General features: G+C 45.4%; 21 protein-coding genes and 1 riboswitch. Of the genes, 5 read left to right on the forward strand and 16 right to left on the reverse strand.

Going from position 1 to position 26,600, the window contains the following annotated elements; genetic code table 11:
- Positions 1-6 precede the first annotated feature (6 nt).
- Genes NCY57_RS09670 through NCY57_RS09680 form a run of 3 tightly spaced genes read right to left on the reverse strand, consistent with a single transcriptional unit; the run spans position 7 to position 3,085 of the window.
- A complete protein-coding gene (locus NCY57_RS09670; RefSeq protein WP_021976595.1) occupies positions 7-849 on the reverse strand; it encodes a carbohydrate ABC transporter permease in 843 nt (280 codons plus the stop codon).
- Positions 846-1,718 (reverse strand): carbohydrate ABC transporter permease, encoded by an 873-nt coding sequence (locus tag NCY57_RS09675; RefSeq protein WP_015526310.1) that lies wholly within the window; start codon positions 1,716-1,718, stop codon positions 846-848. The genes NCY57_RS09670 and NCY57_RS09675 overlap by 4 nt, the downstream gene beginning before the upstream one ends.
- 59 nt (positions 1,719-1,777) lie before the next feature.
- Positions 1,778-3,085, reverse strand: coding sequence for an ABC transporter substrate-binding protein (locus NCY57_RS09680; RefSeq protein ID WP_092069690.1), 1,308 nt, complete (start codon positions 3,083-3,085; stop codon positions 1,778-1,780).
- Between the two features lie 212 nt (positions 3,086-3,297).
- Between NCY57_RS09680 and NCY57_RS09685 the strand changes: the two genes are divergently transcribed.
- The 3 genes from NCY57_RS09685 (at position 3,298) to NCY57_RS09695 (ending at position 8,269) form a co-directional block, all read left to right on the forward strand.
- Complete coding sequence (locus NCY57_RS09685) at positions 3,298-5,103, forward strand: sensor histidine kinase (RefSeq protein WP_118368587.1); 1,806 nt, start codon at positions 3,298-3,300, stop codon at positions 5,101-5,103.
- Between the two features lies 1 nt (position 5,104).
- Complete coding sequence (locus NCY57_RS16940; RefSeq protein ID WP_021652212.1) at positions 5,105-6,712, forward strand: response regulator transcription factor; 1,608 nt, start codon at positions 5,105-5,107, stop codon at positions 6,710-6,712.
- Positions 6,713-6,895: 183 nt separating this feature from the next.
- Entirely contained in the window at positions 6,896-8,269 is a 1,374-nt protein-coding gene (locus NCY57_RS09695; protein ID WP_059086653.1) for a sodium-dependent transporter, read from the forward strand.
- A 179-nt stretch (positions 8,270-8,448) separates the two neighbouring features.
- Here the strand turns inward: NCY57_RS09695 and NCY57_RS09700 are convergent, their stop codons facing one another.
- The gene (locus NCY57_RS09700; RefSeq protein WP_250789623.1) at positions 8,449-11,841 is read right to left on the reverse strand and encodes a DEAD/DEAH box helicase; all 3,393 of its coding nucleotides are present in this window, start codon (positions 11,839-11,841) and stop codon (positions 8,449-8,451) included.
- Positions 11,842-12,043: 202 nt separating this feature from the next.
- Complete coding sequence (locus tag NCY57_RS09705; RefSeq protein ID WP_250789624.1) at positions 12,044-13,474, reverse strand: aspartate ammonia-lyase; 1,431 nt, start codon at positions 13,472-13,474, stop codon at positions 12,044-12,046.
- Positions 13,475-13,873: 399 nt separating this feature from the next.
- On the opposite strand from NCY57_RS09705, the gene NCY57_RS09710 reads away from it, so the two are divergent.
- Complete coding sequence (locus tag NCY57_RS09710) at positions 13,874-14,320, forward strand: Lrp/AsnC family transcriptional regulator (protein WP_021652217.1); 447 nt, start codon at positions 13,874-13,876, stop codon at positions 14,318-14,320.
- A 315-nt stretch (positions 14,321-14,635) separates the two neighbouring features.
- Here NCY57_RS09710 and thiE read toward each other — a convergent pair whose 3' ends face one another.
- The 5 genes from thiE to arfA all read right to left on the reverse strand — a co-directional run bounded on the left by thiE (position 14,636) and on the right by arfA (position 20,042).
- On the reverse strand, positions 14,636-15,277 hold the full coding sequence (gene thiE, locus NCY57_RS09715; RefSeq protein ID WP_015526321.1) for a thiamine phosphate synthase: 642 nt from the start codon (positions 15,275-15,277) through the stop codon (positions 14,636-14,638).
- Between the two features lie 16 nt (positions 15,278-15,293).
- A complete protein-coding gene (locus tag NCY57_RS09720; RefSeq protein WP_059086651.1) occupies positions 15,294-16,196 on the reverse strand; it encodes a hydroxyethylthiazole kinase in 903 nt (300 codons plus the stop codon).
- Complete coding sequence (gene thiW / locus NCY57_RS09725) at positions 16,159-16,713, reverse strand: energy coupling factor transporter S component ThiW (RefSeq protein ID WP_015526323.1); 555 nt, start codon at positions 16,711-16,713, stop codon at positions 16,159-16,161. The genes NCY57_RS09720 and thiW overlap by 38 nt, the downstream gene beginning before the upstream one ends.
- Positions 16,714-17,050: 337 nt before the next feature.
- A riboswitch (TPP riboswitch) is annotated at positions 17,051-17,153 on the reverse strand.
- Positions 17,154-17,476: 323 nt separating this feature from the next.
- A complete protein-coding gene (locus tag NCY57_RS09730; RefSeq protein WP_059086650.1) occupies positions 17,477-18,466 on the reverse strand; it encodes an aldo/keto reductase in 990 nt (329 codons plus the stop codon).
- Between the two features lie 70 nt (positions 18,467-18,536).
- On the reverse strand, positions 18,537-20,042 hold the full coding sequence (arfA, locus tag NCY57_RS09735) for an arabinosylfuranosidase ArfA (protein ID WP_250789625.1): 1,506 nt from the start codon (positions 20,040-20,042) through the stop codon (positions 18,537-18,539).
- A 342-nt stretch (positions 20,043-20,384) separates the two neighbouring features.
- Between arfA and NCY57_RS09740 the strand changes: the two genes are divergently transcribed.
- Entirely contained in the window at positions 20,385-21,161 is a 777-nt protein-coding gene (locus tag NCY57_RS09740; protein WP_015526326.1) for a helix-turn-helix domain-containing protein, read from the forward strand.
- Positions 21,162-21,215: 54 nt separating this feature from the next.
- Here NCY57_RS09740 and NCY57_RS09745 read toward each other — a convergent pair whose 3' ends face one another.
- The 6 genes from NCY57_RS09745 to NCY57_RS09770 form a co-directional block, all read right to left on the reverse strand.
- On the reverse strand, positions 21,216-22,913 hold the full coding sequence (locus tag NCY57_RS09745; RefSeq protein ID WP_021652226.1) for an acyl-CoA dehydratase activase: 1,698 nt from the start codon (positions 22,911-22,913) through the stop codon (positions 21,216-21,218).
- Positions 22,910-24,190 (reverse strand): 2-hydroxyacyl-CoA dehydratase subunit D, encoded by a 1,281-nt coding sequence (locus tag NCY57_RS09750; protein WP_173740168.1) that lies wholly within the window; start codon positions 24,188-24,190, stop codon positions 22,910-22,912. Before NCY57_RS09750 ends, NCY57_RS09745 begins: the two co-directional genes overlap by 4 nt.
- A gap of 318 nt (positions 24,191-24,508) precedes the next feature.
- Positions 24,509-24,688, reverse strand: a complete 180-nt coding sequence (locus tag NCY57_RS09755; RefSeq protein ID WP_015526328.1) for a DUF6472 family protein — start codon at positions 24,686-24,688, stop codon at positions 24,509-24,511.
- A 107-nt stretch (positions 24,689-24,795) separates the two neighbouring features.
- Positions 24,796-25,254, reverse strand: a complete 459-nt coding sequence (locus NCY57_RS09760; RefSeq protein ID WP_173740169.1) for a ferritin-like domain-containing protein — start codon at positions 25,252-25,254, stop codon at positions 24,796-24,798.
- 64 nt (positions 25,255-25,318) lie between these two features.
- Positions 25,319-25,981 carry a DUF5110 domain-containing protein gene (locus NCY57_RS09765; protein ID WP_173740170.1) on the reverse strand — a complete coding sequence of 221 codons (663 nt, stop codon included), beginning with the start codon at positions 25,979-25,981 and terminating at the stop codon, positions 25,319-25,321.
- Positions 25,982-26,155: 174 nt separating this feature from the next.
- Positions 26,156-26,600, reverse strand: a 445-nt coding sequence (locus NCY57_RS09770) for an RNA-guided endonuclease TnpB family protein (protein WP_178811463.1), incomplete at its 5' end; no start/stop codon positions are given.

Genomic DNA, 26,600 nt, shown 5'->3' on the forward strand with positions numbered 1-26,600 from the left:
AGCCTCCTAACTCTTGACCGCACCTGCAGCCATACCTTCGATTATGTTCCTGTTAAGAATAAAATACACGATCAGTGTAGGCAGGATCGATATTACGATCGCCGCAAATGTACTTCCCCAGTCCACTCTTCCGAACTGCCCCACAAAGTCATTCAGGCCAATTGGCAGAGTTTTCATATCAGAAGATGAGATAAACGTATTGGCATAGGTAAATTCATTCCATACAAAAACAAAATTGTATGTAAGAACTGTCATTGTAGTATTTTTAGCCATAGGTACCACGATCTTGCGGAATGTGGTTCCCATTGTGGCACCGTCAATAACTGCCGCTTCCAGAAGAGAATCCGGCATAAATTTAAAAAATCCGGTGTAAAGATAGATACACATTGGAAGTCCGAACCCGATCTGCGGAAGCACCAGTGCCCAGTATGTATTTCTCAGTCCGATCCTGTTATAAATCTGGAACATGGGTACAAGGCAGGAAAAAATAGGCACCATCATTCCAAACAGGAAAAATGCCATCAGTGCATTGGCATATTTTACCTTTACCTTACTGATCACAAATGCAACCGGGCATCCCAGGACTACGATGCCAAGAAGTGTGAGAACTGCCACAACCGTACTGTTAAGAAAATATCTTGGAATGGATGAGATCGTCAGTGCGCTGATATAGTTTCCAAGATAAAATCCTGATGGCAGGGCATACTGTGCAGTATATGTCATTTCATCCGGTGTTTTCAGACTGGAGCAGATAACCCAGAAAATAGGGTAGACCTGTATCATGACAAAAATAAGGATCACTACATAGAACACAGCACGAATAGGTATATTTTTTCTTGATTTTATCATTCTGACCCATCTCCTTTCGCCGATCCCAGGCATTTCTGTATAATCCCTACTGCTACCAGACATTCAATGACCAGAAAAACGGACAATGTACTTCCATAGCCAAAGTCAGCCGAATTAAAAGCGGTTTTATACATATAAGTTGCCACCATCTCTGTTGATCTGGATTTATTGTCAAGAATATAGAATACATCAAAGGTTTTCAGACAACCATTTACAAGCATTACAATGACAATGCTGAATATATTTTTCACCAGTGGAAGCTTTATGTAACGATACTGTTGAAAAACATTGCAGCCATCCATTGTAGATGCCTCGATCACATCCTTTGATATGGATACAAATGCGGAATAAAAAATGATCATGTACAGACCACAGTATTTATATCCATCGATCAGGGTTATGGTAATCAGCGCTGTATGGGAATTTGCCAGCAAAGCGATAGGTTCCATTCCCAGTTTTTCCATCACATAGCAAACCAGGCCCTGGGGCTGGACAGAAAGCATTTTGGAAAAAATCTGGCAGATCGCCATAGATGAAATGATACATGGAATAAAATAAATAACCCGCAGAATATTTCCACCTTTGGAAATATGTGTAAGCAAAATTGCCAGGATCAGTCCTGCACATAACTGGAACAAACTTCCCAATACAACAAATTTAAGATTATTTACAACAGCCTCACGAAATGTCTCATCCTGAAACATCCTCACATAATTTTCCAGTCCGATAAACTTCATATCACCGATTCCATTCCAGGAAAAAAGGCTGTAACCCATTGACCACAGAATTGGGATGATAACAGTAAGAATATATACGAACAGTGCAGGAAGAACAAACGGTAAAGGCTGGATTTTATTTCTGGGCTTCATATCCTCTCCCCTTTCATACGCAGATGCAGATAAAATTCCGCATCTGCGTATTCTCTCAGTTATTCTTCAGTGTCAAAATAATCAGATGCATACTGTTCTACAGCTTTGTCCATGTTTTCGCAGAACTCTTCAGGAGTTGATTCTCCCATTCCAAGGCTTGCCAACTCTTTTCTGTAAACCTCGTTTGTAGAAGGATCCAGACGAACATCCCAGCACTGGGCAAAAGTGCCGCAGTTCTCAAGATCACTTAAAATCTGCTGTGTAAGCTCCGGAAGCTTCTCCGAATCACTTGGCATCATGGATGGAAGCATATTGAACTCATACATTGCCGTATCAGCAAAATTATCCCATACATAACTGATGAAATCTTTCATCTCATCACTCATGGAATCCTTGAGAATGGCAGTTCCGATTCCACAATTCGCATAGTAATCATTTTCTCCTGTAGCGGTTCCTTCGCTGTCTACAGGAAGTTTGAACATGGAAATGTCATCTTTAAGATTTCCCTCATCATCTACAAGATCCGGTGTATCCCATGTTCCGGTGTATAACATTGCCGCACCACTGTTCAGAAACAGATCCATCTGTGCGGTAGTATCTGAACTTGTCCATCCTTCACTGAAATACTGGGCTATATCCTGTGTATACTGGGCTGTTGCGATACCTGTCTCAGAATTAAATTTTTCTTTTCCCATTCTTGCATTGTCAATGAAGTCATTTCCTTCCAGTCTGAAAGCCTTAAATGCAGGATAACGCATGATCATGTCGTAATTTCCTGCGGATATCGGGGTCATTCCCGCATCTTTCAGCTTCTTGCACACATCCAAGAGGTCTTCCAGTGTCTGAGGTGTTTCAGTAATTCCGGCTTTTTCAAACATGTCTTTGTGATACCAGAAATACTCTACATTTCCCTGCCAGGTCATAAGGTAATTGCTTCCGTCACTGAGTTTCGGATAATTCAGTGCAATATCAAAGAACTTGTCTTTGATACCCAGTTCATCATAAAGGTCATCCACACTGTAGATCAGATCCTTTTTGCAAAGTCCTTCAAAAAATGCCTCCGGATCTGCGTCAAACCAGTCCGGCAGTTCATTGCTGGATGCAAGGATCTTGATCTTCTGAAGATATGTTTCTCTGTCTGCAATAGACTCTACATTGAATTCAAAATCCGGGTGATCTTTTTTATAATCTTCTGCAAGCTTCTTCAATGTTTTCAGTGCCGCATCTGTTTCGCCCCTGGCACTGATATAATTGATCACAAGTGGTTCGGAATCCTCTTTTTTATCTGCCCACACATTCATCATGCTGAATGAAGAGAGACACATCATTGTGGCAAGTGTAGCAGCCATCACTTTTTTTAATTTCATTTTCGTCCTCCTTTTGGTACATTTCTATTCATCCGGATTGAATATTTTGTTCCGCTTTCCTTATCGATGAGACCATTATATTAAATCCGTCCGGAAAAATACATGGAAAATCTTCGCTGTACCTGGAATATTTTCTCCAATCTTTCCCCCACACTTGTGAGAATTTTTCCCTTATTATATAATGTAGCCAATAAAACCAGAGGGGGGATTCCATGATAGAAAATCTGAAAAAAAAGGTGTTTCACTTATTTTTAGGAATCAGTCTGAAACGCAGGCTTTTTATTACATATCTGCTGCTCAGTTCTCTGATACTCATGCTTACTTCCGTGTTTTTTTATACTGCATCCAAAAAAGTACTGATCAAGCGTGCCGCACTTTCCAGTCAGCAGCAGCTATCCCTGATCACCAGCAACCTTGGAGAAAAGATCGATAATATATCAAACTATGCCATCACCCTTTCCATCAACAGCAATATCGCCGATGTTTTAAAAGAAAATCCCACAGTTCCCGAAAACACACTGGAACATTTTCTGGTAAATTCCGAGCTTACAGACCAGGCCCAGCGTATCATCGGACTTCACAAAAACATCTATGCCTGGGATATCCTGGATACAGAAAACCACTGGTTTCACAGCAGTACCACAGAAACAGATCAGCTTGATTCCATTTTAGGTCCCGAAGTCCTTGACAGCCTTCAGACTAATCTGGCCTTTCAGTTTCTCGGACCCTTCCAGATAAGTGGGGAGCCAACCTTTGTAGCCTTAAAAAGTATTACAAACATTGATAACACCAAATATCTGGGCGCCCTGGTCCTTCTGATCAGAGAAACAAATATTTCCTCTGCATTCCGCGACCTTCCGGACAGCTCTTCCAGGGATTTCTATATTACTGATGAAAATGGACAGATACTTTCCTCTTCTTCATCCGGAGGTATTTATAAAGACTTCTCATCCTATACAAAAATCAGTTCAGAGAATTATAAAACCCTGACAGAAACCGACAGGCAGTTTTTTTCCGTAGACGGCACTGACACTCTTTTTATCTGCAAATCCTATCCTGACCTAAACTGGAATGTGATCAACCTGATTCCTCTGGAAAGCCTGACTCTGGATCATATGGTGATCCTGCACAACATTCTTCTGATCAGCATTGTAGTGTTTATTTTATCTGTATTTTTTTCCATATTATGTACAGGTACTGTCACCGCACCTATACAGAAACTTGTGGAAAAAATGAAATCTGCATCTGCCGGAAAGCTGAATATTTCTGCCAGTTACTCTTCAAATGATGAACTTGCAGTTCTCTATAACCAGTTTAACCTTATGATGCAGAAGATCCAGACATTACTTAACGATATCTATGAGGAACAAAATGCCAAACAGAAAATGGAAATACGTCTTTTACAGTCCCAGATCAATCCCCATTTTCTTTATAATACTTTAAACACCATCAAGTCTCTCATAGAAATTGATATGAATGATACCGCAGTAAAAGCAGTGTCTGCCATGTCATCTTTCTACAGAAACTCTCTTTCAAAGGGACAGTTTATCATTCCTCTGCGCCAGGAGCTGCTTCTTACAGAACAGTATCTTTATATCCAGAATCTGCGGTATATGGATTTTGTTGATTACGAGATCATCTATGAGCCGTCCTGGGAGGATCATGGGGCAGAGATACCCAAGCTGACCATACAGCCTGTTGTGGAAAATATTTTTGTCCACGGACTTACCAGCCAGATATGCCATATTCACTTAATTGTTTCTATCAAAAATGGTACCATCTGTATTTCTGTTTCTGATAATGGTTCCGGTATCCCGCCGGAAAAACTTGCCGAACTTAACCGTTCTATCAGAGACTTCAAAACTGCCCGACATTCTTTCGGGCTTCCAAGTATCAACCACAGGATTGCTCTTCTCTACGGTGAGAATTACGGACTTACCATCGAAAGTTCACCTGAAAAGGGAACCACTGTAACCATAGTAATACCTGACAAAAATCTGATCGAGGGGGAAATATAAAGTGAAAACACTTGTAATTATTGACGACGAAGTTTTTTTCAGAAAATCTCTGATCAATTTTCTTGAAAAACAAAACCTTTATAACATTGCAGGGGAAGCTAATAACGGACAGGCCGGAATCCGGCTTATTGAAAATGTTAAACCCGATATTGCCCTTGTGGATATATCCATGCCGGTTATGAGCGGTCTGGATATGATCGCAGCTCTTGGAACAGACTGTCATACCAGGTTCATCCTTTCCACAGGATACGAAGATTTTGACTATGCCAAAAAAGCCATCTCTCTTCAGGTCCGCGGATACCTCCTGAAGCCATTGGATCACCGGGAGCTTATGGAGACACTCCAGAAAGTAAGTGACGAGATCGATCAGGAAAATTCCAGAAACAGTTATGTGAATAATTATTTTCAGTTCCGCGATCTGTATACACGGCAAATGCAGCTTAATTTCTTCCAGAAGGTGATCAGCGGAACAACCATTTCCCCGGATGATCTGGAAAAAATTCCGATTCATAAAACTTCCGATTATCTTACCATTCTTATGGAGATCCACAATGCCAATCCGGAAATATGGGATGAAAAAGGTGATTTTTCTCTGCTCCACACCATCCTGGAAAATATATGCAGGGAAATCTTACAGCCTGTGTGCAAAGAGCTTATTTACATTGACTATTCTCAGATGAGACAGTATATCATCATGGAAAAAAGCTCTGATTTTTCTTTTACCGATCTGGAACAATCCTGTCTCAGACTTGCCGGGATATATGATAATATCGCACAGATTTCCACTTTTTTCTGCTGTGGAACACCTCATGAAGGCGTGGAAGGAATCCGCTATTCCTATGAAGAGGCTCTTTCTGTTTTTCATAACAGAACTGCGTCTTCTTCCGGATTTCTTTATTTCACGCCCCAGTCCCATTCCGGTGATTTTACATTAAAGCCTCTGGTTTATAATGATATCCTGATCTTTCTGCGCCAGCAAAATTCACCGGCTCTCTGTAAATATATTGATGAATATTTCAACGATATCATCACCAAAAAAATCCATATCCGGCAGACCTGGAGTGTAGCTGCTGCTTTTCTTACTGTACTTGACGGTTTTATCACGGAGTGCAGTCAGCGTGAAACGCTTTTTCCTCTTCTGGAAAACGCCCTGAATACTTACCAGAACTGCCAGAGTGCCCTGCAGTTAAAACAACTGCTCCAGTCTACCTGCAAGGCAGTTCTGGATTCTCTTGCTGATGAAAAAAATCCGCGGAAGTCAGCTCTTGTATCCCAGGTTCAGGAATATATCTGTCTGAATTTTAATCAGCCGGATCTTCGTCTTGAAACCATTGCTTCCCATTTTTTTGTCAATCCCCAGCATCTCTCTGCTGTATTCAGTCAGGAATCCGGAGTTACACTTACCTCATATATCAATGTCTGCCGCATGAAAAAAGCCAGACAGTTTCTTCTGGAAGACAGCCCTTCCATTCAAAATGTAGCTTCTTTATGCGGATTTTCTGATTCCGGATATTTCAGCAAATGTTTCCGGAAATATTACGGAATCTCTCCAAAAAACTTTGTATCCCTGACTGAAAAGAACAGTTATCCAGGTTCTATCGGCATATGATCTTCATCTAATTAAAGCGTAACGTTTCACCGCTTCATCTCATTAAAATTACATTTTACTCTAACATATGTTTTATGTAAAATGCAAGTTCTTTTTATTGTGCAATATCCCGGAATGTGTTAAGATAAAACCTGCGACTTTATACAAATAGCAGTTTACCATACTGCAATAATGAGGTGAGTTATGAAAGAAAGAGAAAAACTTGGATCCCGTCTGGGATTCATTCTGATTTCTGCTGGCTGTGCCATCGGAATCGGAAACGTCTGGAAATTCCCTTACATGGCCGGACAGGGCGGTGGCGGCACATTCGTACTGTTTTACCTGATCTTCCTGGCCCTTCTTGGACTTCCTGTTATGACTATGGAGTTTTCTGTTGGACGTGCCAGCCAGAAGAGTCCCGTCAAAGCCTATTACGCACTGGAAAAACCAGGACAGAAATGGCACATCCATGGATATATCACTCTGATCGGATGTTATCTCCTGATGATGTTTTACACCACTGTTACAGGCTGGATGCTGAATTACTTCTATATGACAGCCACCGGTAAATTCCAGGGACTTGATTCCGACGGTGTTGCAGGACAGTTTACCAACATGCTTGGCCAGCCCGTTACTATGGGATTCTGGATGATCGTTGTTGTTATTGCAGGTGTTTTTGTCTGCTCCCGCGGTCTTCAGAACGGCCTTGAAAAAGTTACCAAGGTTATGATGATCTCTCTTCTGGTGATCATGGTTGTTCTTGCCATCAACAGTTTTACCATGGATGGTGCCAAAGAGGGACTGAAATTCTACCTGATCCCGGATTTCGAGCGTATGAAAGAGATCGGTATTATTTCTACCATTACCGGTGCTATGAACCAGGCATTCTTTACTCTCAGCCTTGGTATCGGTGCTATGGCTATCTTCGGAAGCTACATCGGAAAAGATCATGCACTGCTTGGTGAATCCATGAATATTGCGCTTCTGGATACTTTTGTTGCGATCACCTCCGGACTTATTATTTTCCCGGCATGTTTCACATTCAATGTTGACCAGACTTCCGGACCGAGCCTGATCTTCATCACACTGCCGAATATTTTCAACCACATTCCGCTTGGAAGACTGTGGGGAAGCCTGTTCTTCATCTTTATGTCATTTGCAGCTTTCTCTACCATCCTGGCTGTATTTGAAAATATTATTTCCTGCGGTATGGAGCTTACCGGCTGGAGCCGAAAAAAATCCAGTCTTGTAAATGCCATCGCCATCATCCTTCTGTCTCTGCCATGCGTACTTGGATACAATGTATGGTCCTGGGACTGGCTCAAGGTATTCGGCGGCGCAATTCTCGACCTTGAAGATTTTCTGGTAAGCAACATTCTGCTCCCGCTTGGTTCTCTTGTATACCTGCTTTTCTGTGTTTCTAAACGGGGCTGGGGCTGGGAAAACTTCACAGAAGAAGCCAACACCGGAAAAGGCATGAAGATCCAGAAATGGATGCGCGGATACATCACTTATATCCTGCCGCTGATCATTCTGTTTATCTTCTTCTTTGGTCTGTACGATAAGTTTTTTGCATAAAATAAAACACCCCTGACGGATATCGTATGTGATTTACACACGCGATTTCCATCGGGGGTGTTTTTGTTGAGTCAGGCGGATATTCACAGCCTGCATTCTTCCCGATACAAGCAAGTCCCCTCACCGCGTATTGCTTTTCGTAATTGAAGCAGGGAACTTACTTGATTCAGTTAAGAATTTTACCTGCCTAGCAGCTCCAGTACTTCCTCTCTGCTGATCAAAGCCTGGCCGATTCCCTCTCCGCTTAAGATCTCATCAGCCAGTTCCCGTTTTCTTTCCTGAAGAGCCCGGATTCGTTCTTCTATGGTGTCTTTCATAAAGAGGCGGTAGACACTGACAACGTTCTGCTGACCGATGCGGTGGGCACGGTCTGTTGCCTGATTCTGCACGGCAAGATTCCACCAGGGATCGTAGTGGATCACAATATCTGCCGCAGTAAGATTTAAGCCTGTTCCTCCTGCTTTCAGAGAAATGCAGAAAACAGAAGTATCGTCCTCATTAAATGCATGTACCATCTGCGCACGTTTTTCCTTGGAAGTAGCCCCCGTCAGCATATAAAAAGAAACCTTTGCTTTTTTCAGACGGACAGCCAGCACATCCAGCATGGTAGTAAACTGGGAAAACAACAAGAGCTTATGTCCGCCATTCACCGCATTCTGAACCAACTCCATGCACATCTCCAGCTTGGAAGAATTCCCTTTGTATCCTTCATATACCAGTCCCGGATAACAGCAGATCTGCCGCAGCCTCGTGATCTCTGCAAGGATCTGCAGTTTAGAAGTGCGAAACTCCGCATCCGACTGCATCCCAAGCATCAGGCGAAGCCGTTCCGTATGGGCCTCATACAGCTCCTTCTGCTCGCTTTCCAACGGGGAAAACATATCTTTTTCCAGCTTATCCGGAAGATCCTTCAGCACATCCCTCTTCAATCTCCGCAGCACAAAAGGACGGATCATTTTCTGCAGACGCTCCATCGCATCGGAATTGCTGTACTGCACAGCTGGAAGCTCTATTTCCTTGCGGAATTTCTCATAAGAATACAAAAATCCCGGCATCAGAAAATCAAAAATACTCCACAGCTCACTGAGCCTGTTCTCCACCGGTGTACCGGTCAGCGCAAGCCTGAATTCCGACCGGATCTCCTTCACAGCCTTTGCCACCTGAGTTCCGTGATTCTTGATATACTGCGCCTCATCAATGATCTGCACAGCAAAATCCAGGTTCTGATAAGCCTTCAGATCCCGTTTCAGAAGGTCATAGGAAGTGATCAGAACCTCCCGTTCTCCCGCATTTTTGATCAGTGCTTTCCTCTCCTTCACATCACCAATCACAACGGTAGCCGGAAGTCCCGGCGCAAAACGTTCGATCTCGTTCATCCAGTTAAACACCAGCGAAGCAGGCGTTATCACAAGGGCACGTCTGTTTTCTCCCGGCGCAGATTCCTGAAATTCTGACCAGAGAAATGTGATCACCTGGAGGGTTTTTCCAAGTCCCATATCATCTGCCAGGATCCCTCCAAACTGATTATGCTTCAGAGTTTTGATCCAGTAAAAGCCCTCTTTCTGATAGCTCCGGAGGATTTTTTCCTGCTCCCTAGGAATCTGAAATTTATGTTCTTCCATTGTCTGCATGTTCCGGATCAACGCACGAAAGGCATTGTCCTTCTCTACCTTGATCAGATCGCCGCCCTTCAGCTGACTGTCCAGATACATAGCACGATAGGCCGGAACCTGAGTCTTTCCTTTTTTCAGTTCACGATCACTGATCTGCAGTCCATTTTTCAGAGCAGAAAGCTCCCTGAGCTGACCATCGGAAACATCCAGAAAGCTGCCATCCTTCAGGCGAAAATATTTTTTCCTGCGATCGTACCTGGAAAGAATATCAAAAAGCTGCGCCTGATCCATCCCCTCCACATCCAGATCCAAGTTCAGAAGTCCGGCTGACAGAGAAACGCCAAGACGGATGTTTGGCAGCTTTGTCACCCTCATCTGTTTGATGGACTGGGAAATATAGACAGCTGCAACTTTCTGCATGGCGGGGATCCCTTCAGTAAGAAGCTGGTAGAGCTTTTCTTCGGAAGCTTTCACACTGTCGGGCTTCCCTGAACCTTCCCTGCACAAAGATTCCAGTTCCTCGGCACGACAATCCAATGCCAGCTCCATCCGCTGGTCATCATATCCGTTAAAATATTTTGACAGCAGCGCAAACACACCAAGCTCTCCCGGAATATCCCTGGTGCGGGCAGACACATCTCGGTCAAAAACCGAAAATTTATCCTTCCCGTAAACAGAAAATGCCTTACAGGTGATCCAGTCACGCTCCGGCGCATCCAGATAGATCTCATATGCAGCCTTGTAGCATTCAAGACCTGTTTCTTCCGGGAAATCCCTGAGATCACAGTGAAAAAATTTTTTCAGGGAAGGAAGCAGCTCACGCACAAACGCGGGCACATCCGGTTCATCAATAAAGCCTCGGCCTGCAGGAAGCCGCTCCAGACAGGCAACAAATTCCTCCACTGCTCCAAGCTCCTGCCTGGAAACCAGATATACCTTCGCATTATCAAAATACATATGATACCGTATGCCTGTCACACTGTATACCGGCGCGATCTCAAGAGATAACCCCTGATCCTTCTTCCGGATCATCAGCGTCCTGTCCGGAATTTCTCTGACAGAATGCCATGTTGTCTCCGGATCATTGTTCATTTTGAACTTGAAACTTTTTTCGCCAAGTATAAGAAGCAGATCCTCAAGTTCTTTTCTGTCAACGGTAAGATCCCTCACCTTTTCCACAGCTATATCCTTCAGCTGTTCATATCTGGACATGTAAGTGCCGTGATGATTCTCGACCCATTCCCGGATAAAGGCCAGCACGCTTCTGGATCCTTCTGAAAAGGCTTCATCGGAATGGATAAATTCCAGATTTTTTCCATAAGAAACCTTCTCATTATGATCCAGATTCCACACAAAGGCCAACACATCCTTGAGGATATATTTTTTCTCACAGCCAACGCGGAATTCCACGGTAAAACAATTTCTCACAGAATTAAATTTCAGGCAGGTTTCCAGCTCCACCCTGCCAAAATACGGATCCCCGGAAAACGGAAGCATACGGCTGTATAGCTGGCGATTAAGGAGGCTTTTCAGCTCAACGGTGGTTTTCGTTGCAGGCTGCCCTGGTCCGGATAAAGCAGCCGGAAATGCTGTTCCGCTGAATAACTCTGCCTGCTTCTGTTCCTCATCCTGCTGTCTGCGGATTTCCACACGCTCATAGGCCTTACGGTCTCCATATTCCAGAAGCACTGCCACGCAATGCTTACAGATCCCGGAATAGCTGCGAAAGGCCGGGCAGTCACAGTATGCTTCTTTTATGCGGTCCACTTCTGTATCATACTGAAAGCCTGTATTGTATACATTACGCCCACTTCCCTTCACTGCTGCAGATATTTTATCCACAGCTCCTTCCGACTTAATATCCAGCGACTGAATCCTCTTTCCGGTACGGTAAATATCAAGACCTCTCTGATATGCCGTTGTATTACAAAGTGCCCGTATGGCTGTTCGTTTAAGCATGCATCTTTCCCTTCTTTTCTTATCGCGTTTCTTCCATTATAAAAGGAGACCTGCACTGTGACAAGTCTCCTTATAGTACTCATTGATATCTCATTCCTGATCTGCCTATAGCATTTCCATAAAATCCCGCATCAGGTTCAGCTGCTCTGAAATGAATTGCTGCATCAGACGTTCCCGTCATACGTTGGTACAGATAACTTTCTCAGCAGGCTTTCCTTCTTGCTTCATCCTCTTTCCGCTCTTCTCCGACTTCTGTCATCAGATACGGATCAAGAACCTCTTCCAGCTCTTTCTCAGTCATGATCCCTTGTTCCAGAACAAGTTCCCGGACAGACTTGCCAGTTTTTACTGCAGTTTTTGCGATGGTTGCAGACGCCTTGTAGCCAATATGCGGGCAGAGAGCCGTTGCGATTCCTGCACTGCTTTCCATCAGGTCTTTGCAGTGTTTGCGGTTTGCGGTGATTCCTGTGATGCAGTTTACGATCAATGTATCCACTGCTTTTTCCAGAGTCGTAATGGATTCAAAAAGATTACAAAATACAACCGGCTCAAAAGCATTCAACTCCAGCTGTCCGGCTTCTGCCGCCATGGTAATAGTGGTATCATGTCCTACGATGTGGAAAGCAACCTGGCTTACTACCTCCGGAATGACCGGATTTACCTTACCTGGCATGATGGAAGACCCATTCTGCTTTGCCGGAAGATTGATCTCACCAAATCCGGTTTTCGGGCCGGAAGACATCAGTCGAAGATCGTTGCACATCTTGGAAAGATCCACCGCACAGGTTTTTACTACACCGGATACGGCAACAAAGCCGTCCAGATTTTCTGTTGCGTCAAAAAGATCCTCGGCCTGTTTCAGCGGATAACCTGTAATCTTTTCCAGATTTGGCACGATCTTATAAAAATAAGAATCGGAAACGTTGATAGCAGTTCCCACTGCAGTTCCTCCAAGGTTTACGGTGTACATTTCCCTGTGAGCCTTTTCGATACGTTTCCTGTCTCTGGAAACCATGGACGCATAACCGTGGAACACCTGACCAAGACGGATCGGAACTGCATCCTGAAGCTGTGTACGTCCCATAGTGATCACGTCATCGAACTCCTCTGCCTTTTTTGCAAGCTCCTTCTCAAGTCTTACCAGTGCTTTTTCCAGAGGTGCAAGAAGATCCAGAACGGTAAGCTTACCGGCCGTCGGGATCACATCATTGGTGGACTGCGCCATGTTTACGTGATCATTTGGATGGACCATTTTATAGCTACCCTTCGGACATCCGAGGATCTCACCGGCTCTGTTTGCGATCACCTCATTCATATTCATATTTGCGCTGGTTCCGGCACCACCCTGAATGGCATCTACGATAAATTCCTCAGCCAATTTTCCTGCGATCACTTCATCACAGGCTCTGACAATGGCATCTGCCTTATCCTCCGGAAGAAGCCCTGCATTATTATTAGTGATAGCTGCTGCTTTTTTAATCTGTGCCAGGTTCTTGATAAATACCGGATGAAGCTTTGTACCTGTAATAGGAAAATTCTGTTTTGCCCTTAAAGCCTGAACTCCGTAATAAGCCTCTGCAGGCACTTCCATAGTTCCGATCGAATCTGCTTCCAGTCTTGTTTCTGTTGTCATTTTATCATCCCTCTTCTTTCTTCTGATCCTGTGCACATCTGATTTGCTCCGCCCTCTGATCTCATCTTTTTCAGTCCGACGGATATTCACTGTTTACAAATCATTCTGTTATTTTCATTTTTATCAGCAGCTGTTTTTCTGATGCCTAAGAAGCTAACACTTTCTTTGTGGCTTGTAAATACTTTTAATGGAAAACCATGATTATCCGTATTTTTCAATAGTTTATATTAATCTTTTTAAGAATTTCTTTTATTTTTCTTATTTTTATTAAGTCGTTTCTTGTGTTGTGATAACACACGCAGTATAATCAATACAGAAAAACATATTTTCAATCCACTTCCCTACGCAGCTCTGTACCAGTTACAAATGACATTTTTTCATCGAAAGGAGACATTCTACATGGAACACAAACTCGACAACATCGACCGAAAGATCATCGAAATGCTTCAGAAAAACGCCCGCACCCCGGTAAAGGAAATCGCAAAGGAAGTCTTCCTCTCATCCCCCGCTGTTTCCGCCAGGATCGAACACCTCGAAAAAAACGGGCTGATCACAGGCTACCACGCCCAGATCAACCCGGTATTTCTCGGTTATCATATAAAAGCATTCATCAACCTGGAAGTAGAACCCAACCAAAAAAAAGACTTCTATCCCTTCATCCAGTCCATCCCAAACGTCATCGAATGCAACTGCGTCACCGGCGATTACTCCATGCTCATCGAAGTAGCCTTCCGCTCCACTATGGAACTGGACCACTTCATCAACGAACTCCAGCAGTTCGGCCGCACCAAAACACAGATCGTATTCTCCACCAGCGTAGAACACAGAGATCTGCCGGTGGAGTAACCACCCTCCCCTGCCGCCTTGAAAAACCAGCCCGTGAGGCGTGTGCTGCCTGTCGCCGGACTCTGCAGGAGGGGAGCTGATTCTTGGCTGGCGGAAATCTGCGTTGTTTTTCAAAAGTCCGCTGTCTGAGCGGCTGCAAGACGCGAGTTCGGACTTTTGGAAAACGGTTTTAGCAGAATTCCGGCAGCCTAGAAGCCAGCCCCCGACGAAGCCCCGGCGACAGGCAGCACACGCCTCACGGGCGTCCGTATTTCAACAAAAAAAAGAACAGCAATGAACCTCAAATCCACCACTGCTCTTCACTCATGTCCTAAATCACTTTCCCATCAAAGCAACAATCTTCTCCTTCAGCTCCCGTGCATTCTTCTTCGGATCCTCCGCCTTCATGATCGCAGAAACAACCGCCATACCACTCATACCGGCGCCCTCAAGCACATCCATATTCCCGGCATTCAATCCCCCGATCGCAACCGCCGGAATCGGAACCGCCTCACAGATATCCTTCAACGTAGAAACCTTGGTAAGGATCGTCACAACCTTAGTAGTAGTAGGATAAATCGCCCCCACACCAAGATAATCCGCACCATCCTCATAAGCCTTCACAGCAGCCTCCACCGTCTTGGCAGTAGCCCCCACGATCTTATCCGGTCCCATCAGCTTCCTTGCCACAGCAACCGGAATATCAGAAGCTCCAACATGCACACCAGCCGCATCACAGGCCAGCGCCACATCCACACGATCATCAATGATCAGCGGCACATTGTAACGATCTGTGATCTCCTTCACCTTAAAAGCCTTATCCAGATACTCCCGTCCACCCTTATTCTTCTCGCGAAGCTGGACCAGAGTCACACCACCCTTACAAGCCTCCTCAACCGTACGGAGCAAAGACTCCTCCGTATGATAAGAACTATCCGTCACCAGATACAATGTTACATCCAAATCTTTTCTATCCATCCTAATCTCCTCTTTTTCAGTGCATTTCAATCTTCAACAGATCCAGCAGCTGTCGATCCGAAAGCCCATAGATCTCATCCAGCAGATTTACCTGAAAGCTTCCCGGACCGCGGGAAATCTTCTCCGCTTCCTCGCCGGCGATACCCATAAGTGCAGTACCAAGCACTGCCGCAGCCAGATAATTCCCGGATCTCCCATTTAATTCCATCTCAACGCCAGACCAGACACCTGCCTCTATACTATCCGTCATCTCTTTCGCAATATTATCTTCGCACCCCGGCAAAAACGCCGCAGTCAGTGCACCGACCATACAGCCGGTTCCTGTGATCCCGGACAGCGCCGCACTGCCATTTTGTACCAGAACAACCCGTTCACCATCCGTAACAAAATCCTGTTTCCCGGTAGCCAGCACGATTGCCTGATTATTTCTGGAAAAAGCCTTAAGCACTTCACTGACTCCATCGATATTTTCCTCAGTCAGAGCATCCTCGACACCCGCATCGATTCCGATCGCATGAGACGGCAGCCCGGAAACAGCCAGAAGCTCTGACATATTTCCCTTCAGCACTGCCGGATGACCGATCCTTAAAAGCTCCCTCGCCAGATTCAGCCTGAGATCACTGCAGGCAACCCCTACCAGGTCCAGAAGAACCGGGATCTTATTTTCCATCGCTGTTCTCATAGAACGCTTCATTGACTCGATCCTGGCATCGGTAATATTCCCGAGATTCAGCATCAGCGCACCAGCCGATGCCGTAATATCTGTCACCTCTGCCGGATGCTCCGCCATGATCGGCCTTGCACCTACTGCAAGGACCACGTTGGCACAGTCATGGATCGAGATCGGATTGGTGATGCAATGGATCAGCGGCTTTTCTTCTTTAATTCGCTTTCGCAGTTGTAAAATTCTTTGTCTCATATGTTTTTGAACCCAAAGCTGCCTGGAATTTCACCAGAAGACCTGCTTTACTCAGAGCCTTCAGGAAAATATAGGCAACACATCCTCCCATTGTGGTTGCTGCAAGGAACATCGGCGTATAATAAAATGCTGTCAGTCCGCCTCTTCCCATCAGGAATGCCATCACCGGATAAGAAACCATGGACCCGATGATACCCGTTCCAAAGATCTCACCGATCACCGCGCAGATGATCTTGCCTTTGGAAAGTCTGTAGAACACACCTGAAAGAAATGCGCCAAATACTGCACCGGTCAGTGCAAGTGGCGGGATTCCCATAAACATCATACGGATCACGCCGATCATGGTCGCACAGAGAAGGGAATACCACGGTCCCATCAGAACCGAGCATACGATATTGACAAGATGCGCCGTGGGGCACATTCCCTCAATCCTCAGAATCGGTGAAATAACGACACCGATCGCAACCATCATTGCCAGCATTACCATACGAAGCGTGTGCATCCTTTGTTTTTCCATAGTGTTTTTCCTCCCTGAAATATCAGGCAGAGCCCTGTCAGATCCGGGCAAAAGCTTCCCGTCTGCTGCAGTCTGCCATTAGATTTTGGCGGTCGAAGTTCCCTTACTTCCTCTCACTCCGAAAACACGGATTCCCATCGCTTACATGATCCTTCCGGAAAAATCCTCCGGAATATCACTCTCCTGCCAGACATTAAGGCGCTCCCCTTCCTGCCCGCTCTTTCGCAGAAGCTCCACATGCAGTCTCTGGCACTTTCACATCCCCACATTGTCAGAACATTCCAGTTCCATTCCTGCATCCGAAAAGAGCGCATCCCATGGAAAACTCCACGGAGACACGCTCTCAGATCACAATCCCTCCGTTGGCATTACCCAAATCAGGTACGGTCGAAGATCTATCTTCCTCTCAGCCTGTCACACAAGCTCCCGCTGGCTCTTTTCTTTTCTGTTTTTCAATATAGCACACACCTATCCCGTTGTCAAACCTCCACTGCTTATTGCTCTTTGCACTCCCACCGGAGACGTTACTGTTCACTCCGTTCTCAGCAACACGCTTTCGCGATGCACAGAATTTATGGTAATCGCATAAATTCGCGCGGTATGTCTCGGGTTTTCTGTGACCTTCGCTCACAAAAAACACCTCGCGGAATATTACCAGTGAACAGTAACCCGGAAACTTTCCTAATTCAGTTAAACAATTATTTCGACATAAAAAACTCCCTGCTTCACTACTTTTCATAGTAAAACAGGAAGTATATAAATCTTATTTTGAGATCTCGTCGATCAGACGCAGCTCCTCAGCTGTAAACGGTGCACAGTGGATCGCTTTCACATTATCAAGGATCTGCTGCGGCTTGGAAGCTCCGATCAGAACACTGGTAACTTCCTTATGCTGAAGCAGCCAGCCAAGCGCCATATCAGCCAGCTTCTCTCCACGCTGGGCTGCCAGATCGTTCAGTCTCCGGATCTGATCCAGACGCTCCGGCGTCAGCACACTTTCCTTAAGGAATCTTCCATCTTTGCGGATACGGCTGTCCTCCGGGATCCCGTTCAGGTAACGGTCTGTCAGCTGTCCCTGAGCAAGAGGGCTAAAAGTGATCAGACCTTTTTTCAAAATGCCGGTGGTTCTCTTGAGACCGTTTTCTTCCACAGTTCTGTCAAAAATGGAATACCGGTTCTGGTTGATCACAAAGGGGCATTTCAGATCCTTCAGGATCGCTGCCGCCTGGCTTAAGGTTTTTCCATCATAATTGGAAAGTCCCACATAGAGAGCCTTGCCCTGCTGAACCGCTGTTGCCAGCGCCCCCATAGTCTCCTCAAGCGGAGTCTCAGGATCCATTCTGTGATGGTAAAAAATATCCACATATTCCAGACCCATGCGCTTCAGGCTCTGGTCAAGGCTCGCCAGAAGATACTTGCGGCTGCCCCAGTTTCCATAAGGACCTTCCCACATATCATAGCCTGCCTTTGTTGTGATGATCAGCTCATCACGGTATGGCATCAGTTCTTCTTTCAGGATCTTGCCGAAATTCCGTTCCGCACTTCCATAGGCAGGTCCGTAATTATTGGCAAGGTCAAACTGTGTGATACCATTGTCAAAAGCTGTGAAACACAGCTGCTTCATGTTTTCATAATCAGAAGTATCTCCGAAATTATGCCATAATCCAAGAGACACCTTCGGAAGCATCAGGCCGCTTTCACCGCAGCGGTTGTACTCCATAGTTTCGTAGCGTTCCTTTGCAGGTGTGTACATAAAAAAGACCTCCCATAATGTAGCATGATTTACATTTTCTGTAACTGCTTTTACTATACTTCACCGGCCCTTATTTCGCAAGACGGATCATATTCCAGCTGTGTTTTGCAAAAACTGCTTCCAGTTTTCCGCCGTCCAACTTTGAGCACTCTGCACTGGCTTTTACAGGAACTACATTCTCCGGCTGAGCCTCTGTATTGGCTGCCTGAAGATCGTCATTATTGAGTACAATATGCTCTACGATCTTATATCCCTCAAACTGTCTTAAGTCACAGGAAACTTCCATATCCTCATCCAGACTCTTATTCACTGCAAAGATCGTCAGCGTATCCTTTTCCTCATCCCAGACACACACAGAATCCAGATATGGAGCTTCTCCATAAGTCTTGCTTTCATATATGGGTGTGAGAACCTGTGTATTAAGGACGGTTCCTCTTCCAAACATACTTGTCAGCATATACGGATAAAAGATCGTCTGACGCCATGCGCCTGTATCGGATGTCATGATCGGCGCAATAACATTTACCAGCTGTGCCATGCAGGCGATCTTTACGCGATCTGCATGACGGAGAAGTGTGATCAACATACTTCCCACAAGAAGTGCATCCTCAAAGTTATAAACATCCTCCAGCTGATGGGGCGCCTGTACCCATTTTTCCAGTTTTTTATCCTGTTCATTGCTGTGGTACCATACGTTCCACTCGTCGAAGGAAAGATTGATCTGTTTTTTTCCATGCTTCTTTGCTTTTACAGCATCGCAGATGGAAACCACTCCTGAGATAAAATCATCCATGCCCTTGGAGCTTGCCAGAAAATCGGCAGTGTCTCCCGATGCATTTCCATAGTACTGATGCAGGGAAAGATAATCCACCTGATCGTAAGCCTCGTCAAGAACCGTATACTCCCAGGAGCCAAAGGTAGGCATTTCCAGACTGGAGCTTCCGCATGCAACAGTCTCAACCTCCGGATCCATAAATTTCATCAGGCGGGCAGTCTCTGCTGCAACTCTTCCGTACTCTGCCGCAGTTTTATGTCCCATCTGCCACGGACCGTCCATCTCGTTTCCGAGACACCATAATTTGATATCATGCGGCTGTTCATAGCCGTGAGCTTTACGGAGATCACTGTAATAGGTACCACCCTTAAAGTTACAGTATTCCAAAAGATTTTTCGCATCCTCCGGTCCTCTTGTTCCCAGGTTTACTGCCATCATCACATCGCTGCCGGCTTTTCTGGACCAGTCCACAAACTCATTGAGTCCAAACTGGTTTGTCTCGATGACACCCCAGGCCAGCTCCGGTCTGGACGGACGCTGAGTTTTCGGCCCGACACTATCCTCCCAACGGAATCCGGATACAAAATTTCCGCCCGGATAACGAACGATCGGTACCTGAAGCTCCCTTACCAGTTCCAGAGTATCCTTCCGAAATCCCTGCTCATCAGAAAGGGGGCTGCCTTCCTGATAAATCCCCTCATAAACCGCACGTCCGAGATGTTCTATAAAGGAACCATAGATCCTTTTGTCTGTTTTTCCGGTGAGGAAATATTTGTCCACGATGATCTGCGCTTTTTTCATTGTAAAAATCCTCCTGTAAATTATTATTTTCTGCCTGCCACTGCATTGGACTCTGTTTCCGATTCCGCCATATACAGGCTCTTACGCCTCTGTTCGCTCACACACTCTCAGACAGATCGGAAATCAACCGTTTCTATGTTTCATTTTACCATCCTGTTCTATCCATACCAGTGATTATCTTCCGAAATAATTGACTTTTTTTCCGGTAAGATTTATCGTAAAGACAGTCTTACCAGACGGACGTCCCTCTGTCACTTTACTTTATACTTCCAGACAGAAAGTTCTTTACAATGCCACAGTCGGATTGTCTGATCTACGTAATGAAAGGAGCGCAGCATTTCCATGGATTTCACCTTAAATTTCTGCGAATACAACCGTTCCAACTCCGATTACGACAGGATTTTCCGACCGGAGGGAAGCGGAGATTTTCTTTTTCTTTTATTTAAAACACCAATGAAGGTTTATCTGGGCGGTCAGCTTACTGTCACCCGGGATAATGCCTGCATCTTTTATATTCCGGGAAATCCCCAGCATTATCAGGCTGTGCGAAAATTTCGGAACAGTTATGTCCATTTTTCCTGCGGAGAAAATCTGGCAAAACGGTTCGGACTTCCCTGCAACGAAATTTTTTACCCCAGTGACTGCCAGGAGATCGATCACTGTATCCAGAAGCTGCAGCATGAATATCTGAACAGAGAAGTTTTTTCCCGGGACTACGAGTATGCCCTGCTCTGCCAGCTGATGATCACAGCCTCACGGGAACTCCGCAGTACAGATACAGGCAAGTCTGCAGACTCGGAGCTCTGCAGCCTGTTCCAAAAAATCCGTCTGGAAATGCTTACAAATTACGAAAAGCCATGGACAACAGAAAAGCTCTGCGCCATGGCTAATCTCGAAAAAAGTCAGTTTTATTCCTGTTACCGGAATTTTTTTGACAGTACCCCTCATGCTGACCTGAATCTGCTCCGTCTGGAAAAAGCCAAAAATCTGCTCACCAACGAAGCTCTGCCTGTTCAACAGGTGGCTCTGCTGTGCGGATTTTCAAATCTCTCACACTTCAGCCGGTACTTCCGAAAGAACTGTGGCTGTTCGCCCAGTGAGTGGGCACGCCGCCCCTGACCAAAAGGATATTCACACTCTGCATTCACTGCGCAGGCAACTTGTCTGATCTGATCACCGTGCCGCATTACACTTCTCATAAGCAAACAGTGCCGCACCAAGCGCACCACAAAGCTGTGCCTCATCACAGATATAAAGCTTCGCACCCAGCTTCTCCTCCAGTGCCTGGATGATACCTTTATTTCTGGCAACACCACCGGTCATCATGTATTCCCCCGGATTCTTTTTGCCAAGGCGGGCTGCAAGAGCTCCTACCTTGGAAGCAACAGATACATTCAGACCATGGATGATATCTGCCACGTCCTTATTCTGGGCAACCAGGGAAACTACCTCGGACTCTGCAAATACAGTACACATGCTTGAGATCACTACGTTCTCTTTCCACTCCAGACCACGGGTACTCATCTCCTCCAGGGAAAGTCCAAGAGTACGGGCCATCATTTCCAGGAATCGTCCGGTTCCTGCTGCACATTTATCGTTCATCAGGAAATTTTTTACCGCACCGTTCTCGTCAATGCTGATCGCCTTGATATCCTGACCGCCGATGTCGATAACTGTACGCACATTCGGATTCAGATAATGGGCGCCCTTTGCGTGACAGGTAATCTCTGTGATACTGTCATCACCACTGTCAATATAGGCACGTCCATATCCGGTAGTAACGATACGCACGATATCTTCTTTCCTGATCCCTGCTTTTTCCACGGCCATCTCCAGGCTCTTCTCTGCACTCATCATAGCGCCGCCGCCTGTGGGAATGATCATGGTCGATTTAATTTTTCCGTCTTTATCCAGGATCACAACATCCGTACTTGTGGAACCGCTGTCGATCCCTGCCACATAATAAACTCCTGATTCCATTTTTTTCCTTATCTCCTCGCTGATTCCTTTTGATGGGTCCATATCCTCAGAGCCTTCCAGGGTCTCCGCAAAAGCCTGCACTCTGGTAAGGAGCTGTCCTGCACTCTGGCTTGTAAAATCTGTCTCGATCTTCAGAAGCGGAACCTTGATATCACGCTTGATGCTTGCATACTCAAATCCGTAATAGTCGCAGAATTTAATAGTATGATAAATGATCCCCTTCAGGTTCGGATCCAGATACAGCCGGTTTCTTCGGGTGCTGTTGTTCATACGGAAGCAGGGCATCTGGGAAAGAAGTGCATCCGCATAAGCCAGGAACATGGCATCGTCTTCCATTTTTTCCAGCTCCTCACGGATCACTGCAAGACGTCTTCCACCTGTACAGGTCAGGTTTTCCACATCCATGCGGATATTATCCCGGATCATTTTTTCCAGGATGCCGCTGACACGGACACCCAGAACACCGATATACGGCTGGTTATCCACAGGCTCATGGGAAAAAGCATTCAGAAATCCACTTCTGTCGAAGGTTTTCCCCGAAAATTTCTCATAAGCTTTCTTCAGACGGTGGATGCCCTGGGCAAGCTTCACCTTTTCACAGTCGTTATCCTCATGAGGCATGTCCAGCATGTACAGAAATTTACATTTACCGGTACTTTCCACAATGTCGTACACACGGCGCATGGAATCACAGCAGTTAACAAGAACAAGCTGCTCTACCTTTCCCTCCAGCACTGCCTGGATCACAGATTTTCCGAAGCCGCAGAGATTAGCATGGGCGATCTGGTCCGAAAGCTCAAAATTCTCCGGCATTTCCTCAAGAACCGCACATTCCTCGCCAAAGCCCTTAAACAGCTCCAGCGGTGTATATTTACAGACGTAATGTATCATGACCGTTTTTCCTCCTTACCTTCTGACAGCATTTCCAGATATGCCTGAAGTCGTGTGGATACCTGGCCGTCACTGGAATTGGCCGGGTTACAGCCGTCACCGTCCAGGACCATGGTTGGAAGTCCTGCATTTTCCAGAGAATTTTTGATCAGGCTGGAAGCTCCGATGGTTCCCTTGCAGCCCCAATGCGCAAAAAGGATCCCGCCGTCTGCCTCTGTAAGGTTCGCCAGCTCCTGGGCACGCCGAATTCTCTGCTTCACACTTCCGTTGTAAATGCAGTTGACCATTTTTTCCGCAAGGGCCTCATAAGGATCCGAGGCCTGCATCCGCTGAAAACCGTCTGCAACAAAATCACAGGCACGGATATGCACGTTCTGGCTGTAATTAAATACATCCTTTACCGGCTCCTGCAAAAACGGCATCATATGCATCCACAAAATATGAAGACCTTCCCCCTTTGGTGCCTTCTTCACATCCTCAAGAAGCATTTTTGTGTATTTCAGGGATTCCTCTGAGCCCGCCAGAAGATGGCACATAAAGATCGCATACAGCTCATTTGTCAGGGAAGTCACCGGATCGTGATCCTTTCTGAGGGCAAGCTGGCTGCTGTAATAGGAGGCCGCTTCATTGCTGTTGGCAACTGCACGCTGTACCGACTGCTCGGAGATTTTTTTCCCGCCTACATCCTCCAGGAATTTCTTCAGCTCGCGGAGCTGATCTGCAACATAGCTGATGGAATCCTGATTTTTTTCATAGGGTACGTCAATATAAAAGCCCGGGATCTGATATTTCTGTTTCAGATAAGGAAACGTCATCATGTTTCCATCGCAGGCAAGGTTTGTGTAGATGGTACATTTTGGCTTCGGTACCAATCCTGTCATGGACGCTCCCAGAAAAACTCTGTGATAGGAGCACATGGTTTCCGGAAAGCCTTCTGATTCCGTCTGTGCCAGAAATGCCTGCTCACATCTGGTTCCGGCGATGAAGCAGGACATTGCCTCCACGGAATACGGAGTGATCCCTGCTGCTGTCAGAAGCTCTCCCGGTACAAAAATGCTCACCAGAGCGGTATCGTCCGGTTTTGCAAGGGCTTTGATAATATTCTGCATAACTACACGGGCTACATACTGTCCCGAAGCCGGAAGCTTCCTGTCAGGGAAAAGCTGCAGACGTTTTTCCTGAAGCCGATAGCCAGTGAGAAGAAGTTTTCGTGCTTTTTCCGGGTCCTTGATGGATCTCTCTCCCACCATATCCCCGAATTTTTTTATGATATCCAATCTGTTACCCCCTCCGTCAAGTCAAAAAATCTATTATAAGTCTGTCAAACGCTTACCCGGAATTTTTATTCTCAGACAAAATCCTGTAGCATTATCATCGTCTGGATGGTATAAAGTTTTCACCTGTCAGACCAATATTTTTATTATAAAGATATTTTTTTCAAATGTAAACACGCCAATTTTTACAAATTTGAAGCCTTTTGCACATATCAAAACATCAAAATGCAAATTTTCCCAAAAACTCTCATTCCTTTTCGTGGAAAACCTGCATTTATCTTATCACCTTATTTTCTGCTCTGTTTTTTCCGTTACTCTGTGTCACATCTGATGACGTACCACCTTATATTCATCTCCGGAACGATAATACGGACATTCCTTGTAATCACTGCTCACAAAACGATAATATTCATCCTCATCCAGATTGACATCACAGTAATATTCGTCACACTCTTCATCATATGTATAGTTTGCACAGTATTCGCAGCTGGTTCCCTTCATATTTATTTCTCCTCTCTTTGCAGGAAAGTATTTCTCCCTGCTGTTCTCCTGATTATATAATAAAAAAAGGAAGAATTCCATTACTGAAATCCTCCCTTTTTTATATATCAGAACATTCCGTTCGCAGTCTTATATTTGTAAAGCATCTCCGCATGGTTCTGCTCTTCCACCTGGATATCAGCCAGAAGCTTCCTCACATCACTGTCTTCAAAAGCAAAAACATCCGAGTTGTATTCTCCGGAAATCAGCTTTTCTGTTCCGATACAGTCTGTTGCAAGAAAAGCATCGTGTTCCTTATCCTCTGAGGACATCACCGATGTGTAAGCAGCCTTTGGCTGGTAATCACGGCCGTCACTGTCATTACAGTTTACCTGTGGAACTGTACCGGAAAGCACCTGGCTCAGGGAATCGTAATGCTCCTGCTCTTTTTTCTGAAGAGTCTGAAATAAGCTTTTAAGCTCCGGATCCCTGGCCTGCTGTGCGTATTTTCCGTATTTTTCAATGCAGCTTTTTTCCTGTGTCTGAAGATCCTGGATCACTGTGCGTTCTTTTTCCTTTAATATCATTATGATCATCCTTTCTTTTGATAATAATGATAGTATGGTTTGGAAACGCGATTTTATTCATGTTTTACGCAGTCAGGATCTCCATCAGTGCTCCATAAAGATCCTTGTCCAGCTCCATAGACTGAAGCTCAGATAAAAGAACCGGCAGCTTCTTTCCGGCTGTGATCAGCTGATATAATCTGTCCTTCAGTACAAAACCGATCTCTGCCTGGTTCAGGAAATCAAAGACACGCTCTTTTGTCTGATTGTCTGCCACTTCGCCAGCGAGAATGATCTGCACCTCTGCCGCTGTGTCTGCTTCCACTTCCACACAGATCTTCTGAAGCTTCTCTTCATATTTTACAGTAGCCTCAGTCTCTGCTCCGTTAACCAGAACCTTCACAGTATCTGTTCCTGTTTTCGCAAAATCACAGAACTCCACGGTATAAGCTCTCTTTGCCGGGATCAGCTCTGTTTTTCCCTGTGCGGGATGAATGGTAAACACTCCCTGATCCTTTTCCTTATAATCCATTTCCGTAAATACACAGGCACCATTTTCGTAAGCACAGGTTTCGTTGTCATCCTCATACAATCTGAAGCTTCCGTCAGCACCCGGGAATACCCGGATATTCAGGCTTTCCGGATTCTTTTCCGCCTCTGTTCCACGGATCTCATCGGTCATCACCAGAATACCGCCTGCTTTTGCAAGAACCGGGATACTGTCCAGAGTACGGTACATATCCACCATTCGTCCACCCTCATAGCGCAGACCTGTTTGACACTCCCCACAGCTAAAGCAGGGGGATTCTTGCTTCTCCCACTACTGCATTGGCAAACACCTTACGGTACTGCAATGTCTTACACAGTGTCCACAAGCTATATTTATACTGTTCCCGTATGCCCTACGGTACAGTTTTTATCTTTATGCAGACTGCATCTGCAGTCCTTTTTTCAGAATATTGATACTTGCATTCGTATCCCGGTCATGAACCGCATGGCATTTGGGACACTCCCAGATACGAATGCCCAGATTTTTTATCCGTGGATTTCTGTAGCCACAACAGCTGCAGGTCTGACTGCTCGGATACATCGTTGGTACTCTGTGAATTTCATTTCCATACCAGCCAGCTTTATATTCCAGCATTTCAAAAAATTTTGCCCAGGAAACACTCGCTATCGATTTTGACAGTTTATGATTCCGGATCATCCCCTTAACATTCAGATCTTCAATACAGATGGTTTGGTTTTCACGCACCAGCATCGTTGACTGTTTCTGCAGGAAATCATTCCGCTGATTGGTTACTTTCTCATACACTCTTGCCACCCTGATCCGCTGCTTCTCGCGGTTATGGGAATCTTTTTGTTTT

The organism is Blautia sp. MB18-30 (assembly GCF_023669475.1).
GTDB lineage: Bacteria > Bacillota > Clostridia > Lachnospirales > Lachnospiraceae > Blautia_A > Blautia_A fusiformis.

Coding starts and splice junctions, on each gene's coding strand:
- NCY57_RS09670 (WP_021976595.1), bottom strand. CDS start 849: ATGATAAAATCAAGAAAAAATATACCTATTCGTGCTGTGTTCTATGTA.
- NCY57_RS09675 (WP_015526310.1), bottom strand. CDS start 1,718: ATGAAGCCCAGAAATAAAATCCAGCCTTTACCGTTTGTTCTTCCTGCA.
- NCY57_RS09680 (WP_092069690.1), bottom strand. CDS start 3,085: ATGAAATTAAAAAAAGTGATGGCTGCTACACTTGCCACAATGATGTGT.
- NCY57_RS09685 (WP_118368587.1), top strand. CDS start 3,298: ATGATAGAAAATCTGAAAAAAAAGGTGTTTCACTTATTTTTAGGAATC.
- NCY57_RS09695 (WP_059086653.1), top strand. CDS start 6,896: ATGAAAGAAAGAGAAAAACTTGGATCCCGTCTGGGATTCATTCTGATT.
- NCY57_RS09700 (WP_250789623.1), bottom strand. CDS start 11,841: ATGCTTAAACGAACAGCCATACGGGCACTTTGTAATACAACGGCATAT.
- NCY57_RS09705 (WP_250789624.1), bottom strand. CDS start 13,474: ATGACAACAGAAACAAGACTGGAAGCAGATTCGATCGGAACTATGGAA.
- NCY57_RS09710 (WP_021652217.1), top strand. CDS start 13,874: ATGGAACACAAACTCGACAACATCGACCGAAAGATCATCGAAATGCTT.
- thiE (WP_015526321.1), bottom strand. CDS start 15,277: ATGGATAGAAAAGATTTGGATGTAACATTGTATCTGGTGACGGATAGT.
- NCY57_RS09720 (WP_059086651.1), bottom strand. CDS start 16,196: ATGAGACAAAGAATTTTACAACTGCGAAAGCGAATTAAAGAAGAAAAG.
- thiW (WP_015526323.1), bottom strand. CDS start 16,713: ATGGAAAAACAAAGGATGCACACGCTTCGTATGGTAATGCTGGCAATG.
- NCY57_RS09730 (WP_059086650.1), bottom strand. CDS start 18,466: ATGTACACACCTGCAAAGGAACGCTACGAAACTATGGAGTACAACCGC.
- arfA (WP_250789625.1), bottom strand. CDS start 20,042: ATGAAAAAAGCGCAGATCATCGTGGACAAATATTTCCTCACCGGAAAA.
- NCY57_RS09740 (WP_015526326.1), top strand. CDS start 20,385: ATGGATTTCACCTTAAATTTCTGCGAATACAACCGTTCCAACTCCGAT.
- NCY57_RS09745 (WP_021652226.1), bottom strand. CDS start 22,913: ATGATACATTACGTCTGTAAATATACACCGCTGGAGCTGTTTAAGGGC.
- NCY57_RS09755 (WP_015526328.1), bottom strand. CDS start 24,688: ATGAAGGGAACCAGCTGCGAATACTGTGCAAACTATACATATGATGAA.
- NCY57_RS09760 (WP_173740169.1), bottom strand. CDS start 25,254: ATGATATTAAAGGAAAAAGAACGCACAGTGATCCAGGATCTTCAGACA.
- NCY57_RS09765 (WP_173740170.1), bottom strand. CDS start 25,981: ATGGTGGATATGTACCGTACTCTGGACAGTATCCCGGTTCTTGCAAAA.